At 69.9% G+C, this 13,826-nt stretch carries 14 protein-coding genes; 7 read left to right on the forward strand and 7 right to left on the reverse strand.

Annotation, left to right across the window (positions count from 1 at the left end):
- Positions 1–104: 104 nt before the first annotated feature.
- Together NWFMUON74_RS26685 and NWFMUON74_RS26690 are read right to left on the reverse strand one after the other, a co-directional pair.
- Positions 105–371: a hypothetical protein gene (locus tag NWFMUON74_RS26685; RefSeq protein ID WP_187684521.1), complete on the reverse strand. Its 267-nt coding sequence runs from the start codon at positions 369–371 to the stop codon at positions 105–107.
- A 204-nt stretch (positions 372–575) separates the two neighbouring features.
- Positions 576–1,160, reverse strand: coding sequence for a TetR/AcrR family transcriptional regulator (locus tag NWFMUON74_RS26690; protein WP_187684522.1), 585 nt, complete (start codon positions 1,158–1,160; stop codon positions 576–578).
- 148 nt (positions 1,161–1,308) lie between these two features.
- Between NWFMUON74_RS26690 and NWFMUON74_RS26695 the strand changes: the two genes are divergently transcribed.
- Together NWFMUON74_RS26695 and NWFMUON74_RS26700 are read left to right on the forward strand one after the other, a co-directional pair.
- Positions 1,309–2,181 carry an LLM class flavin-dependent oxidoreductase gene (locus NWFMUON74_RS26695; RefSeq protein ID WP_187684523.1) on the forward strand — a complete coding sequence of 291 codons (873 nt, stop codon included), beginning with the start codon at positions 1,309–1,311 and terminating at the stop codon, positions 2,179–2,181.
- A gap of 11 nt (positions 2,182–2,192) precedes the next feature.
- A complete protein-coding gene (locus NWFMUON74_RS26700) occupies positions 2,193–2,411 on the forward strand; it encodes a hypothetical protein (RefSeq protein WP_187684524.1) in 219 nt (72 codons plus the stop codon).
- On the opposite strand, the gene NWFMUON74_RS26705 is transcribed toward NWFMUON74_RS26700, so the two are convergent.
- Positions 2,402–3,025 carry a hypothetical protein gene (locus NWFMUON74_RS26705; protein WP_187684525.1) on the reverse strand — a complete coding sequence of 208 codons (624 nt, stop codon included), beginning with the start codon at positions 3,023–3,025 and terminating at the stop codon, positions 2,402–2,404. The two genes, NWFMUON74_RS26700 and NWFMUON74_RS26705, sit on opposite strands and share 10 nt — an antisense overlap.
- Positions 3,026–3,177: 152 nt before the next feature.
- Positions 3,178–4,755, reverse strand: a complete 1,578-nt coding sequence (locus NWFMUON74_RS26710; RefSeq protein WP_187684526.1) for a serine/threonine-protein kinase — start codon at positions 4,753–4,755, stop codon at positions 3,178–3,180.
- A 325-nt stretch (positions 4,756–5,080) separates the two neighbouring features.
- Between NWFMUON74_RS26710 and NWFMUON74_RS26715 the strand changes: the two genes are divergently transcribed.
- The 3 genes from NWFMUON74_RS26715 to NWFMUON74_RS26725 are packed head-to-tail and all read left to right on the forward strand — an operon-like array spanning position 5,081 to position 8,332.
- Positions 5,081–7,567 (forward strand): sensor histidine kinase, encoded by a 2,487-nt coding sequence (locus NWFMUON74_RS26715; RefSeq protein WP_232110611.1) that lies wholly within the window; start codon positions 5,081–5,083, stop codon positions 7,565–7,567.
- Positions 7,545–7,961 (forward strand): roadblock/LC7 domain-containing protein, encoded by a 417-nt coding sequence (locus tag NWFMUON74_RS26720; RefSeq protein WP_187684527.1) that lies wholly within the window; start codon positions 7,545–7,547, stop codon positions 7,959–7,961. The genes NWFMUON74_RS26715 and NWFMUON74_RS26720 overlap by 23 nt, the downstream gene beginning before the upstream one ends.
- On the forward strand, positions 7,958–8,332 hold the full coding sequence (locus NWFMUON74_RS26725; protein ID WP_187684528.1) for a DUF742 domain-containing protein: 375 nt from the start codon (positions 7,958–7,960) through the stop codon (positions 8,330–8,332). The genes NWFMUON74_RS26720 and NWFMUON74_RS26725 overlap by 4 nt, the downstream gene beginning before the upstream one ends.
- Before the next feature lie 27 nt (positions 8,333–8,359).
- On the opposite strand, the gene NWFMUON74_RS26730 is transcribed toward NWFMUON74_RS26725, so the two are convergent.
- Positions 8,360–10,315: a GMC family oxidoreductase N-terminal domain-containing protein gene (locus NWFMUON74_RS26730; RefSeq protein ID WP_187684529.1), complete on the reverse strand. Its 1,956-nt coding sequence runs from the start codon at positions 10,313–10,315 to the stop codon at positions 8,360–8,362.
- Between the two features lie 168 nt (positions 10,316–10,483).
- On the opposite strand from NWFMUON74_RS26730, the gene NWFMUON74_RS26735 reads away from it, so the two are divergent.
- Complete coding sequence (locus tag NWFMUON74_RS26735; RefSeq protein WP_187684530.1) at positions 10,484–11,335, forward strand: crotonase/enoyl-CoA hydratase family protein; 852 nt, start codon at positions 10,484–10,486, stop codon at positions 11,333–11,335.
- Positions 11,336–11,349: 14 nt separating this feature from the next.
- On the opposite strand, the gene NWFMUON74_RS26740 is transcribed toward NWFMUON74_RS26735, so the two are convergent.
- Positions 11,350–12,153 carry a hypothetical protein gene (locus tag NWFMUON74_RS26740; protein ID WP_187684531.1) on the reverse strand — a complete coding sequence of 268 codons (804 nt, stop codon included), beginning with the start codon at positions 12,151–12,153 and terminating at the stop codon, positions 11,350–11,352.
- A 94-nt stretch (positions 12,154–12,247) separates the two neighbouring features.
- Positions 12,248–12,730: a hypothetical protein gene (locus NWFMUON74_RS26745; protein WP_187684532.1), complete on the reverse strand. Its 483-nt coding sequence runs from the start codon at positions 12,728–12,730 to the stop codon at positions 12,248–12,250.
- 149 nt (positions 12,731–12,879) lie between these two features.
- Here NWFMUON74_RS26745 and NWFMUON74_RS26750 point away from each other — a divergent pair, with 149 nt between their 5' ends.
- Positions 12,880–13,806: an alpha/beta fold hydrolase gene (locus tag NWFMUON74_RS26750; RefSeq protein WP_187684533.1), complete on the forward strand. Its 927-nt coding sequence runs from the start codon at positions 12,880–12,882 to the stop codon at positions 13,804–13,806.
- The last annotated feature ends 20 nt before the right edge of the window (positions 13,807–13,826 follow it).

Here is a 13,826-nt window from a genome sequence, read left to right on the forward strand (position 1 = left end):
CGTCGTCGGCCGGCTACCTCCGATACTCCACACACCTCGGCAACCCGGCAACAACACTGATCAGAGCGGTTCGGCGGGTGGGGTTCACGGGCCCGTTCCCGGATTCAGTTGCGCCGCACGCTGTCCTCGTGGGCGAAGTCGCCGGGCGTGCGGTCCTCCCTGTCGCGCCGCTCGCGGGCGGTTCGCCGGGAGGCGACGACGTAGGGCACCGTGCCGAGCCCGGCACCGAGCAACGCGCAGGAGACCACGCCGACCACGAACGTCGGCACACCGAACGAGGACGCGGCGGGTGTCAGGAATCCGAGCCCCAGCGCGAACACCAGCACAGCGCCGGATGGTAGGGCGAACAGGGCGATCAGTCGCTTGCTCATGAGGTATCCCCCTTGCAGGACAAAGAGAATCGGCACGACCCGATAGCGGCCCGGGTGAGCGTCTCCCCCCGATGGAGACCGTCGCGCAAGATCATACTGACCGGCCGGACTGGCACAACGCCAGTAGCACGAGCGACTTTCGGGCAGATTAGGGACCAAAGTCCCTAACGGATTGAACGCCGTTCCGTTTGTTCTCGCTTCGGTTCAGATGCGGCGAAGGCCCGCGACGAGGAGTTCGACCATGCGGCGGGCGTCGTAGCGCGGGTCGGCGCCGGCGCCGATGCACAGGTTGCCGACGGCGCGCAGCAGCTCGTATGCCTCCATGTCCGGACGGATGTCGCCCGCCGCCGCGGCGGCGTCGAGCAGGTCGGCGCACACGGGGACGAGGCGGTCGAGGAAGTAGGTGTGCAGCGTGCCGAAGGCGGCGTCGTCGGCCTGCAGCGCCTCGGCGAGACCATGCTTGGTGACCAGGAAATCGACGAACAGATTGAGCCAACGGGCAAGTGCCGCACGGGGAGTGCTGCTGGTCGCCGCGAGCGTCGGACCGGCCGCGGCGCAGGACTCCACCTGATGCCGATAGACCGCCACGATGAGATCGGCCCGCGTCGGGAAGTGCCGGTAGATCGTGCCGACACCGACACCGGCCTTGGCGGCGATGTCACGCACCGGCACGTCGACGCCGGAGGCGACGAACGCCGCGGCGGCCGCGTCCAGCAGCGTCTGCTCGTTGCGCCGCGCGTCGGCACGCTTGCGTGCGGCCGGTCTCGCGCCGCCGTTGTCGTCGGCCATCGCGCGGCCACCTCTCTCATCGCCCTTGGCAAACGGAACACCATTCCGTATGTTTGTTATCGGAACAAGGTTCCGCTTGCTCCAGCATGCCACACCCGGCACGAGGCCGCCGCCCATTGCTCGACGCGGCCCGGAAGGACGAACCACCATGGCGCACAATCCCGCTCCCAGTTTCGGCATCATGACCGCGCCGATGCAGGTCGACTACCACGACATTCTGCGAGTGTGGCGGGAGGCGGACACCGTTGCGGAGATCGAGCACGCGTGGCTGTTCGATCACCTGCTGCCCATCGCCGGTGATCCGACCGGGCCGATCCACGAAGGCTGGACGCTGCTGTCGGCCCTCGCCGCGCAGACCCGGCGGCTGCGGCTCGGACTACTGGTGACCAGCAACCGGTTCCGGCCGCCCGCCGTGCTGGCCAAGATCGCCACCACGGTGGACATCGTCTCCGGCGGGCGGCTCGACTTCGGTATCGGCGCGGGCTCGCGGCCCGACATCCCGATGGCGCGCCGCGAGTACGAGGCGCACGGGCTCCCGTATCACGACGCCCGCCACGCCGTCGAAGATCTCGCGGAGGCCCTCACCGTGATTCGGCGGTTGTGGACCGAGACCGAACCGTTCGACTTCCATGGGGAACACGTGCACCTCACCGGTGCGAACGGCAACCCGCGCCCCGTCCAGCGCCCGCACCCACCGATCATGATCGGCGGACGTTCCACCGGAGTCCTGCGCCTGGCCGCCCGGCACGCCGACCTCTGGAACATCCCGGGCGGCGACCTGGACGACTGCATCGAGCGCAGTGCCCGGCTCGACCGCTACTGCGCGGACATCGGCCGCGACCCCGCCGCGATCACCCGCTCGATCGTCCTCCCGGCCTCCTACGACCGGCCCGACGACACCCGCAAGGCGATCCGCGCCGCCATCGCCGCCGGTTTCCCCCACCTCGTCCTCAGCCTGTCGTCCCCCTATCCCCCGCAGGTCGCCCGCTGGGTCGCCGACGAACTGATCCGGCCGCGCTGAGCCTGCCGCAGGTGATCGATGCCCTGCGGCGGCTGGGCTCGACCCCGCATCTGGAACGGGTGCTGCCCGAGGCGCTGGCGGGACGCGATATCGATGTGCGCGATATCGATGTGATGGCCTTCGCCGTCACGAGAAACCTTCTCCGCCATGCCGTTCAGTGCTGGAACCGGCACGCACACCCGTGGCGCCCGAGCCGCGTGCTCGGGCGCCACGGCGGGCGTCAGTTGTAGACCGCGCCGAACGACGGGACGGAAATGGTACCGAGCTGATACTGGAAGCCGTCGGGGTTGGCGTCGCTCACCGGAACCGGCCAGCGGTGCCACAGGGTGCCGTAGACCGCGGCCGCGATGGTGCCGGGCCCGGGGTCGAGGACGGGGGTGCGGATGGTCGTGTCGACCGGGATGTCCTGGTGCTCGATGAGGGTGTTGGTCCCGCTGCGACCGTTGGACAGGTTGAGCCACACCACGTCCAGCCGCGCACCGCTCTGGTTCGGCGCGATGGTGCCGGGTCCGCCGAAGAACCCGAACCGGAACCCGTCCAGCCCGAGCGCGATTCCCGAACCGTAGACGCCGGGCCCGCCGCCGCGGCCGATGTCGGACTGCGCGGGGATCTGGAACGGCTGTGCCGGCAGCGCCACGTCGAAGCTCGCGGGCAGGGCGGCGGCGAGGCGGTCCACGGCCTGCTCGGCGGCGGGATTCCCGGCCGCCACCGCGTGCAGACGCTGTACCGCGGCGGTCCAGTCCGGCGCCGGATCGGCGGCGGCGGGACCGGCCGCGAGCCCGGCGGCCAGCAGCCCGGCCGCGACGGTCACGGTGAGACGGTGGGTGAAGCGGGATCTGCGCATATCGGATCTCCTCGAATTGTGCTGTACCGCATGGCCACCGGGTACGCCTCGCACCCGATCCACGCATAAAAGCACTTTCCCGGCGGCGGCGAGCGGGGGCTCGCCGGGCGCCGGGCGGGATTTCGGCACTCCGCGTCCCGGCGCGGCCCAGGCTAATAGGTCCGCAAGGTCCGCACAGCGCCTTCGAAGAGGTCGTCGCCGCCGGTGTTCAGCTCGCTGTCGATGGCCCAGTCGACGATGACGCGCCACGGTCGGCCGTCCGCGTCGTAGAACAGTTCCCGTTTGCGCCACAACTGCCCGGCGTCGCCGCGGAACGTCATGGTGATCGACATGCTCGGCCGCCCGTTCGCCTCCACCTCCGCGAGCGTCACCTGCTGTTCGGTGATCCTGGTGCTCTCCCGGTACAGCCGGTACCAGTAGTCCGCGCGCTCCCGCGGTGTCCCGACCGGCACATCCCAGCGCAGCACCAGCAGTTCCTGATGGATCTGCCCCTTCGCCAGCTGGAACGCCACCCCGCCGCCGTGGTCGTAGAGATCGTAGGGCTCGTAGGCGTCGGGGACCGCGACGGAGATGCCGCCCCGGCGCTCGGTCTTCCAGCCCGCGGGCACGGCGGCGGGCCCCGGCCCGGAGCGCCCGCCGAGATCACCGGCCCACACGGCCCCGGCGACACCGGCACCGGTGACGACGACGGTGATCAGCGCGGCGAGCGCCGTCCGGAGGCGGCTCCGGCGACCCGCACGCAACCCTGCCGGAACGCGAGACTCCTTGCGCGACAGACTCTTGCGCGCCGCTCCCGGCGCCGCGACGCGGGCGAGGACGGCGGCGGCCGCCTCGGCGCTCGGCCGCTTGCCGGGATCCTTGTCGAGCAGCGCCATGATGAGGTCGGTCAGCTCACCGGCGTGCAGCGGCGCCTGCGGCTCGGCGCGGAGCACCGCCTGCAGGGTGGCGTGCCGCGTCTGCCGCCAGAACGGCGAGAAGCCCTCGACCGCGGTGTAGAGCAGCGCGCCGAGCGCGAACAGATCCGACTCCGGCCCCGGCACCCGGCCCAGCACCCGCTCCGGCGCGGTGTAGTCGGCCGAGCCGATGAGCGCGCCGGTGCGTGTCACCGGTGTCTCGCCCTCGATGTGGGCGATACCGAAATCCGTCAGCACGACACGGCCACCGGGTCCGAGCATGACGTTCGACGGCTTCACGTCGCGGTGCAGCACCTTGCGGACGTGGGCGGCCGCCAAGGCGCGCACGATCGCGAGCCCGATCCGCGCGGCCGCCGCGGGCGAGAGTGTGCCGCCGGTCAGCACGTCGGCGAGCGTGCGGCCCTCGATCAGCTCCATGACGATCCAGGGCCGCCCGTCCTCGGAGACCACGTCGAAGATGGTGACCACCGCCGGATCGTCGATCTGCGCGGCGGCGCGGGCCTCGCGTTCCAGCCGCGCGAACGCCGTGCGCCGGCTCTCCTCGGGCAGCGGCTCCGGCAGCCGCGGCTCCTTGACGGCGACATCGCGGTCGATCACGGTGTCGTGGGCGCGCCACACGGTGCCCATCCCGCCTTGCCCGAGCCGCTCGGTCAGCCGGTACCGATTGCCCAGCAGCACACCGTCTTCGAGCGTGTCCCGGTGGGCCCGATCGGGGGTCGTCTCGCGCGCGGCGTCCGGGAGTGCGGAGGTCTCGGTGGGCGCGCTCCACTTGCCGGCCTCGTCCGGCTGCGGCGGAGCTGCCCGGGTGACGTCCATCGCTGCATGATTCTTCGCTGGTCCCGGGCACGACGGTGCTGTCGGCGGAACCCGCGGTCGCGGTGCCCGGCGCGGGTCAGTTTAGCCGGGAATCGCGGCGGCGGTGCGGGATACGGCGCGGCCGCGGCCGAGCACCTTCGGGCAGAACATATTACGCGTCGGACAATGTCGGGGATACATGGTCGGTTCGCGGTGTTTTCGCTACCCTCTGGGCGGAAGAAGTTAGGCGCCGTTCTGGTACAGCGGTGCAGAGGAGGTGGCACGTCGGTGACTCGGATGCCGATGCGGCCGGGCGCGTGCGAACTCGGAGACGGACGGATCAACTGTGGATAGTGGGCCGGAACTGCCCAAAAATCGTCTGGGAATCACCGGTTGGGGCCGCCGCGGCGTACGCGGCCGGGTCAGCGTCCGGGTTCGCCTGCTGGCGATCGTGCTCATCTCGAGCACGACGCTGCTGGTGATCGGCGTGGGCGCGGCCGCCTACCTGGTGAAGTCGGGCCGGGAGGCCACGCAGTGGGCCGACCTGGCCAGCAGCACGACGACACCGGCGATCCTGATGGTGCAGGCGTTCGAGGAGGAACGCCGACTCTCGGTGCTGCACCTGGCCGGTGACCCGCAGGCCCAGACGCAACTCGTCGACGCGCGCAAGCGTTCCGACGAGGCGCTGGCCGCGGTCATCGCCAAGGGCGACGCGGCCCGCAAGCTGAACCCCGACGGCTCGGCCGCCGATATCGAAGGCTTCAACAAGCTGTTCGCGATGGTGCCGCAGCTGCGCGGCGGCGTGGACGCCCGGCTGGCGCCGCAGGACGAGGTGTTCGCGGTCTTCACCAGCATCATCGAGACCATCGTCGGGGCGTCGATGATCGCCGCGCGGGTCGCGCCCGACGCGGCCATCGCCATCGAACTCGGCTACGGCGTCGAGCCGCTGCGCGCCGCCGAGGCGCTGTCCAAGGCCGATACGCTCGGCGCGACGGCGCTCACCGTGGGCGAACTGACAGCGGCGCAGCTGACCGAGTTCACCCGCTACGTCGGCGAATTCCGCGGTGCCGTCACGTATTCCGGTGCTGTGTTGAAGGGCACCCGGCTGGCACAGCTGAAGGCGATCACCGACAGCCCCGCCTGGCAGCAGCTGACGGCCATGCAGGACGCCGTCGTACTGCGCGGTCCGGTGACAGCGGACGACACGCGCCCGGAGAGCAGCGGCCGGTCCCGCGACGCGCGGGCGACGCGCACCACGGATCTGCCGCTCGGCGTCACCGATTGGCAGCGGGTCTCCGTCGAGGTGAACTCGGCGCTGCTGCGGTTGTGGGAGGACCAGAGCCGCGACGCGCACGTCATCGCCCGCGAGCAGGGTGACGACACCGCGGCCCGCTCCCTGGCGGGCGGCGCGGCGGTGCTGGTGATCGCGACGCTGGCCTTCGTGGCCGCGCTGATCCTGGCCAACCGGTTCATCGGGCGGATGCGCCGATTGCGCCGCGATACTTTGGAATTGGCCGACCAGCGGCTGCCCGACATCATGGGCCGCCTGGAGGCGGGCGAGGCGGTCGACACTCGCGCGGAGGTGCCGCGCCTGGACTACGGCACCGACGAACTGGGCCAAGTGGCCGAGGCGTTCAACCGGGCCCACCTCGCCGCGGTGTCGGCGGCGGTCGCCGAGGCGACCACCCGCGCCGGAGTCAACACCGTGTTTCTCAATATCGCGCATCGCAGCCAGGTCGCGGTGCACCGGCAGCTGGCCCTGCTCGACCAGGCCGAGCGGCGCGAAGAGAACCCCGACCAGCTCGAATTGCTGTTCCAGCTGGACCATTTGGCGACGCGCGCCCGGCGCAACGCCGAGAATCTGATCATCCTCGGCGGCGAGCAGCCCGGCCGCCGCTGGCGCAAACCGGTGCCGCTGCTGGAGATGATCCGCAGCGCGGTCGCGGAAAGCTTGGACTACACCAGGATTCAGACCGGACGCGTCCCGGAGGTGCGCGTCGCCGGCAAGGCCGTCGCCGACCTCATCCACCTGATGGCCGAGCTGATGGACAACGCCACCGCGTTCTCCCCGCCGCAGGCGCGCGTCGAGGTGACCGCGACGACGGTCGGCCGCGGCGTGGCCGTCGAGATCATCGATCAGGGCCTCGGCATGTCCACCGAGGAGATCGCCGAACGCAACCGGGTGCTGGCCGAGCCGCCGGACTTCAGCGTGGCCGCGCTGTCCTCCGACACCCGGCTGGGACTGTTCGTGGTCGCCAAACTGGCTACGCGCCACGGTGTTTCGATCAGACTGGGCGAGTCGGTCTACGGCGGCATCCGGGCGGTCGTGCTGATCCCGACCGCCCTGATCGAATCGGGCGAGCCCCGCGACGGCGAGTCTGCGCCGGACACCGGCGAGTACACGGCGGTCGATGCGCGCTCGGGTGCCGGGTCCGGGTCGAACGGCAGCGCATCGGAGACCTCGGCCGCGCCCAACGGTAGCGCTCCGGCCGCGTCGGCGTGGTTCGAGCCGGGACGACCCACCGTCGCGGTCGCGGACCCGCAGGACGACCGCGAGGCCGTGACCGGGCCGCAGTACCGGCCGCCACCCACACCCGCCACCCCGGCCCGGCCACCGCTGCCCCGCCGCCGCCGGCAGGCCACCGCCGTGCACGACGAGCAGGCCGCGCCCGTCGCCGAGCCGCCGCGCCAGCGCACCGCCGACGAGGCCCGAAACCTGATGTCCGCCATCGAGGGCGGCACTCGCCGGGGTCGCCACGTGCGCCCCGACGAGCCGACCGAAACAGAACAATTCCGAGGAGACGGCAACGATGACCACTTCCCAGCGCACTGACCTCGGGTGGCTGCTCGACGAGCTGATCAGCGGCCTGGTCGGAGCCCGATCGGTGGTACTGCTGTCCACCGACGGCCTGCTGCTCGGCCACTCGGCGCAACTCGAGCGCGCGGACGCGGAGAAGTTCTGCGCGATGGCGTCGGCGCTGCACAGCCTGGCACGCACCGCCGGCGGCCACTTCGACGCCGGTGGCGTCTGCCAGACCGTGGTGGAACTCGACCGCGCGGTGCTGTTCGTCACCGCCGCCGGTGAGAACGCCTGCCTGGCGCTGCTGGCGTCCGAGACCGCCGATATGGGTATGGTCGCCTACGAAATGAATCAAACCGTCCAGCGGGTCCGCGCCCACCTGGCCGTCGACCTGCGGCAGCAACCGAATATCCCGAGACAGCAATGAGTTACCCGCGCGAGTCCTGGTACGAGGAGGATGCCGGCCCCCTCGTCCGTCTCTATGCCGTCACCCGCGGCCGAGGCCGCGCGGCACGATCGGAGCTGAACACCGGCACACTACTGCTCGACGCGGGCGCCGGGCTTCCAGTGCGGCGCAGCGAACCCGAGTACACCGCCATCGTGCGGCTGTGCCGGGTGCAGCAATCGGTGGCCGAGGTGTCGGCGCGGCTGGGCCTCCCGCTGACTCTCACCAAGGTGCTGGTCGGGGATCTGATCGATGACGGGCGGCTGGTCTACCGGTCACCGGCCCCCGTCGCGGAGACCGGCGCCGACGTCGACCTGCTCCGGGCGGTGCTGAACGGCATCAAGGCCCTCTGACACCGTCCGGAGCCGACGACGGAGCGATCAGATCAGCTGCGCGGCAAGACGTTTCGCGTTCATGTAGGCAATCGCCTCGATCGTGACCATCGGGTTGACCCCGGAGGCGGTCGGGAAGCTGGAGCCGTCCGCGACGACAATGTTCGGCACGTCCCAGGTGGCGCCGTCCGGGTTGGTGGCCGAGGTGTCGGGCGAACCGCCCATGCGCGCGGAGCCCATGATGTGCAGCGCACCCATCGAGCACTGCCCCGGGCCGTATCCGGCCGCCCGGCAGGCCGCGACGAACTCCTCGTGCGATCCCCGCTTCCCCGGCTCGTAGGCCACACCGGCCTGATGACCCGAGAAGATCCGGCGCGCACCGGCGGCCGCGAGGATCCGTGCCGAGCCCTCGAGGCCGGTGTGCAGGTGGGCGGCGTCGTAGTCCGAGAGCCGGTACTTCACCACCGGCTCGCCGCTGCGATCGACCGACACGGTGCCGTGGTCGCGGTCGCGGGTGATCACACCGACGGAGTTGGAGTACGCGAAATCCAGCATGGTGGAACGGAATTCGGCGGCACCGCGCCAGCTCATGAAACCGGTTGCCAGCGCCGGGTTGATCGGGCCCGTCTCGTAGATGACGCCGTAGCCCCGGCCGTCGAGATCGGCGTGCTCGCGGCAGATCCGCGCCTGCATCCCGCCCTCCCACGGGCGGATCTCCTCGTCGAACACGCCGAACACCACCGCCGCCGGGTGCAGTCGCAGATACCGCCCGATGTTGTTGTTGCGCAATCCGGAACGCCGCAGCAGCGCCGGGGTCTGGATCGCGCCCGCGGCCACCACCACCGCCCGCGCCCGCACCCGAAATTCGACCCCGCCGGAGGTACGTGCCGAAACCTCCTCCGCGCGGCCGCTTTTCACCGAGATCCGCCGCACATCGGCGTCCACGACCAGGCGGGCGCCCCGCGCGGCCGCCTCGGCCAGCCAGGTCTTGGTCACCGATTGCTTGGCGCCCAGCCGACAGCCGTAGCCGCACCGGCCGCATTCGGCGCCGGCATCGCAGGCATCGGATACGTTGCGCGGCAGGGTATCCACCGCCCAGCCCAGCGCCTGTGCGCCGCGCTCGAGTACGGCGTCGCGCGCCGACAGCGGGGACCGGCGGTCGTTGACGCCCAGGCGGCGCTGCACGGTTTCCAGTGCCCGGGTGTACTCCGGCTCGGCGAACTGCCGGGCGCCCAGTTCGGCCCATTCGGCGCGGACATTGTCCGGGGTCGGCAGCGACGTACTCCAGTTCACGACGGTGCCGCCGCCCAGGCAGGTACCGGCGACCAGGGTCAGCTGCCCTTCGGCGGTGGCGGACGGGCCCGGCGCGTACAGCGTTCGCAGGGCGTCGAGTTCGCCCTTGCCGAAATCCCGGTCGTCGTAATAACTTCCGCGTTCCAGGACCACCACGTCGAGACCGGCCTCGGCCAGCACCGCCGCGGCCGTCCCGCCGCCCGCGCCCGAACCGATCACCACGACGTCACAATCCAAGGTGTCGGGCTCGGTGATGCGCAGCGGTGTCAGCGCGGGCTGCGGCGCGGTCCGCAACGGGCCGAAGGGTGCGGCGTAGCCGATCTCCTTCCACAGCGGGTTGGCGCCCGTCGGGCCCGGAGTCGCGTTGTATGCCAGCAGCGAGGCCTGCTTGAGCGCCTGGAACACCGCCCGGACGGGGGCCAGGCGCGAATCGCCGAGCCGCAGCAGCGCCCGCTCCCGCTCGGCCTGCGACAGCGTGGAGTAACGCCGCGGTCCGCTACCGGTCAGCAAGCCGAGCAGCCGCGAGTCCCACAGGTCGAGCAGCCGGGCCAGCTGCTGCTGCTCCGCCTCGCGCGGATTGCGCGCCAGCAGACCGAAAACCGTGTCCACCGCGCCGAGTTCGGACGCCGACGGCAGCGTCAGTCCGTCACCGGGAGTGAACGTATCGCAGATCATGCCGAGCGCCGCGCGCTGCTTGGCCGTAGGTTCCATCAGGCTCCACCCTTCGTGCTGCCTGGATTTCTACCATGGTGGGAGAACCTTCGCTCACAAAGAACCTAAGTACCGGGCGGTATCTCCGCACTCTGGTTAGGAATGGCCGATCACTTGTATGGGCGGCCGAAGCAGCTCCGAGCCGACGGGGATGGCATGCTCTGCGCCATGGCCGATATTCGCCTGGACATCTCCGATGCCGTCGCCACCGTCACCCTCGACCGCCCGGCGCAACTCAACGCCTTCACCCTCACGATGCGCGACGAGCTCATCGGCGCGTTCGACGCGTGCGACCGCGACGATCGGGTGCGGGCGGTGGTTCTCACCGGCGCCGGGCGCGCGTTCTGCGCGGGAGCCGATCTGTCGGCGGGCGCGCAGACCTTCGAGGCGCCCGAGGACGACGGCACGGAGCCGTTCCGCGACAGTGGCGGCGAGGTGGCGCTGCGGATGTTCGATTCCCGCAAACCGATCATCGCCGCGGTGAACGGGCCCGCCGTGGGTGTCGGGATCACCTTGACGCTGGCTGCCGACTTCCGGCTGGCCGCCGAGGGCGCGCGCATCGGGTTCGTCTTCAATCGCCGCGGCATCGTGCCCGAATCGTGCTCGAGCTGGTTCCTGCCGCGCCTGGTGCCGATGCAGACCGCGCTGGACTGGGTGTACTCGGGCCGGTTGGTCGAGGTGCGGGAGGCGTACGAGGCCGGGCTGTTCTACGCACTGCACCCAGCCGGCACGCTGCTCGACGAGGCATACGCGCTGGCCGGTCGCCTCACCACGCATTCCGCACCCGTGTCCGTCGCGCTGGCACGAAAGATGTTGTGGCGCAACCTCGGCGCCGACCACCCCATGATCGCCCACCGCGTCGAATCCCGGGCCCTGCGCTCGCGCGGCGCGAGCGCCGACGCGCGCGAGGGCGTGTCGTCGTTCCTGGAGAAGCGCCCCGCCCGCTTCCCCGACAGCGTCGACCGCGACCTCCCCGAAGTCTTCGCCCCCGACCTGCCGGTCCCCCCGTTCACGCCGTAACGGGCGGCCGGAATTTATTCGGGTGTGCCGCGCCCCTTCGACCGCTGACGACTCAACCTCCACCGCCTCATACCGACACTCTTCTCGGTTCGCCCGAGCAACTGGGCAAGCTCCTTTATTGTGCGGTTCGACAAGATCTCCGCATCCTCATCGCGCGTCCATGCCCTCCGGGCACAGCCGTACCGCAAGTTGGGAGCCACCCACCGACCTATCTCATGTGCCGCCCCGGCTTTGCGGCGGATCGACAAACATCGCCGTGGATAACACCAACGTGCCAATTCCACCGCTGGACCGTTGGCAACCATCACGTTGAAGACGCCATCGCGTCGATTGCGGCGTGCTGTGCGCGTGACTCCACAAACCGCTGCGATCTCTGCGCAAAAGTACTGCGCAATGAAGGAACTTGCCGTGACCAGGCTGATGAACGGATATCCGCGAGCGGTGAACCCGACCGCGCCGTCGCCGTCGATAATTCCACGAAGATAATCCGGACTGGAGAAATCCTGAACCGGCGGCCTGATCCGGTCGTGCTTTCTACCCACCAGCACGCCGAACTCTTCGAACTCCGCACGAGCTGCGCGAGAGTAGATATGCATGAAGCTCGTGATATAGACATCCGAGTAGTTGGTTCGTCGAGTCCGCGTTCCGATATGCGTATGCACCGGAATATGACGTTGCAGCCGCGGCAGTATATCGGCGTCGCGCTCGGAAACTTCGATGGTCAATCGACCCTTTCCTGAGGTGCTACCAGAATGCGTGGCATCAGTTTGGAAGAGTCCGACCATATAGGAAACGGCTGGCGAGTTCAATTCGAACATATTTGCATGATATGCCTGCTGTCTCCATCGGGGAGAATTACAGAGCATTCATCGTACAGATCATCGGTTGATATCTGTACATCGGGCTGAGGGTTCAGTTCTTTCGTAGGGTGCCGACGATTCCCGCGCCGAGGAGGAAGAAGCCGGAGATGAGGGCGAAGCCGTAGGTTACCCAGGCGTGGAGGGCCACCTGCATCGATGGGTCGAGGAAGGGCAAATCGGTTATCAGGGCGAAGGTTTCGTCGGGGAAGAGTAGGTGCAGGATGCCGGGGAGGATGCCCCAGACCAGTGCCGCCACGGTGGTGCCCAGCGGCGCGAACGCGGCCGTTACGACGACGAGCAGGAGCAGCAGGGAGCCGCCGATGATCTCGAGCGACGCGGTCCAGCGGTCGGTGACCGCGCCGACGATCACCCAGTAGCGAATGTCCGCGCCGCCCTTGGCCGCCAGGGCGATGCCGATCGGCGTCACCACGAGGCCGAACAGCACGCCGCCCACGGTGCGGCCGCCGAGGCCGCGGTTCTGGAACTGTGCCCCGGGCGGCGCCCAGCCCGCAGGTGACTCGAACTTGTTCGGCATCGCCCGTCCCTCCTGCAGGTCCCGCACGCCCGCGAGATCTCGCCGCCTGTGCCGCACTCATTGTCATGCCTGGGTCGGAAAAAGTCCGCCCCTGGTCGGAAATGTTCGCGGCGTGGCCTTCTGGCGGTCGCCGCTGGTTAGCATCGGGTATGCGCTCGACCGATGTCACCTCCGAACCGCCCGCGCTGCCCGGTGTGCGCCGCTCCTACGTCACCGCGCGAGGCGTGCGGTTCCATGTGACCGAGGCGGGTCCGGCCGACGGGCGGCCCGTGGTGGTCCTGCACGGCTGGCCGCAGCATCACTACACCTATCGTCACCTGCTCGCCGATCCACCGGCGGGGATGCGGATCATCGCACCGGATCTGCCGGGGTACGGCTGGTCGGGGCCGCCGCCGCACCGCTGGGCCAAAGAGGATGTCGCCCGCGATGTGCTGGCGCTGCTCGACGCACTCGAGGTACCGCGCGCGCTGCTGGTCGGGCACGACTGGGGCGGTTATGTCGGTTTCCTGATGGTGCTGGCCGATCCGGGCCGATTCGACGGTTATCTACCCCTGAACATCGCCCACCCGTGGCAGACCGCCCGCACGATGGCACCACACTTCTGGCGTTTCCTGCTCTACCAGCCGCTGGTGGCCGGTCCGGGTGTGCCGTTGCAACGGCACACCGGCTTCCTCGAGCGCGTCTTCCGGCTCGGCGTCACCCGAGCCGACGAGTTCACTCCCGAGGTGATCCGCACCTACACCGACCGCTTCCGCGATCCGGTCACCGCCCGCGCCGCCACCGACACCTACCGCACCTTCCTCCTGCGCGAGGTCCCGGCGAGCCGCCGCCCCGAACGCCGCCGCGCCACCGTCCCGATCCGCGCCCTGTTCGGCACCGACGACGGCGCCATCCATCGCGACCTGGCCGCCGCCGAGACCGCGAACGCCGACGACTACACCGTCGAATACGTCCCCGGCTGCGGCCATTTCATCCCCGAGGAGCGCCCCGACCTGGTCCGTTCCCGCCTCCTCGACCTCGCCGCCGCAACCACCGCCGACCGCTTCGAAAACGAATCCGGTTCGAGCAACGCCTGATTCGCTGCTGTCACCATTCC

The organism is Nocardia wallacei, from assembly GCF_014466955.1.
GTDB lineage: Bacteria > Actinomycetota > Actinomycetes > Mycobacteriales > Mycobacteriaceae > Nocardia > Nocardia wallacei.

What these genes read in the sequence shown, in the direction of transcription:
- NWFMUON74_RS26685 (WP_187684521.1), bottom strand. Translation starts at nt 371, where the DNA reads ATGAGCAAGCGACTGATCGCCCTGTTCGCCCTACCATCCGGCGCTGTG.
- NWFMUON74_RS26690 (WP_187684522.1), bottom strand. Translation starts at nt 1,160, where the DNA reads ATGGCCGACGACAACGGCGGCGCGAGACCGGCCGCACGCAAGCGTGCC.
- NWFMUON74_RS26695 (WP_187684523.1), top strand. Translation starts at nt 1,309, where the DNA reads ATGGCGCACAATCCCGCTCCCAGTTTCGGCATCATGACCGCGCCGATG.
- NWFMUON74_RS26705 (WP_187684525.1), bottom strand. Translation starts at nt 3,025, where the DNA reads ATGCGCAGATCCCGCTTCACCCACCGTCTCACCGTGACCGTCGCGGCC.
- NWFMUON74_RS26710 (WP_187684526.1), bottom strand. Translation starts at nt 4,755, where the DNA reads ATGGACGTCACCCGGGCAGCTCCGCCGCAGCCGGACGAGGCCGGCAAG.
- NWFMUON74_RS26720 (WP_187684527.1), top strand. Translation starts at nt 7,545, where the DNA reads ATGACCACTTCCCAGCGCACTGACCTCGGGTGGCTGCTCGACGAGCTG.
- NWFMUON74_RS26725 (WP_187684528.1), top strand. Translation starts at nt 7,958, where the DNA reads ATGAGTTACCCGCGCGAGTCCTGGTACGAGGAGGATGCCGGCCCCCTC.
- NWFMUON74_RS26730 (WP_187684529.1), bottom strand. Translation starts at nt 10,315, where the DNA reads ATGGAACCTACGGCCAAGCAGCGCGCGGCGCTCGGCATGATCTGCGAT.
- NWFMUON74_RS26735 (WP_187684530.1), top strand. Translation starts at nt 10,484, where the DNA reads ATGGCCGATATTCGCCTGGACATCTCCGATGCCGTCGCCACCGTCACC.
- NWFMUON74_RS26740 (WP_187684531.1), bottom strand. Translation starts at nt 12,153, where the DNA reads ATGTTCGAATTGAACTCGCCAGCCGTTTCCTATATGGTCGGACTCTTC.
- NWFMUON74_RS26745 (WP_187684532.1), bottom strand. Translation starts at nt 12,730, where the DNA reads ATGCCGAACAAGTTCGAGTCACCTGCGGGCTGGGCGCCGCCCGGGGCA.
- NWFMUON74_RS26750 (WP_187684533.1), top strand. Translation starts at nt 12,880, where the DNA reads ATGCGCTCGACCGATGTCACCTCCGAACCGCCCGCGCTGCCCGGTGTG.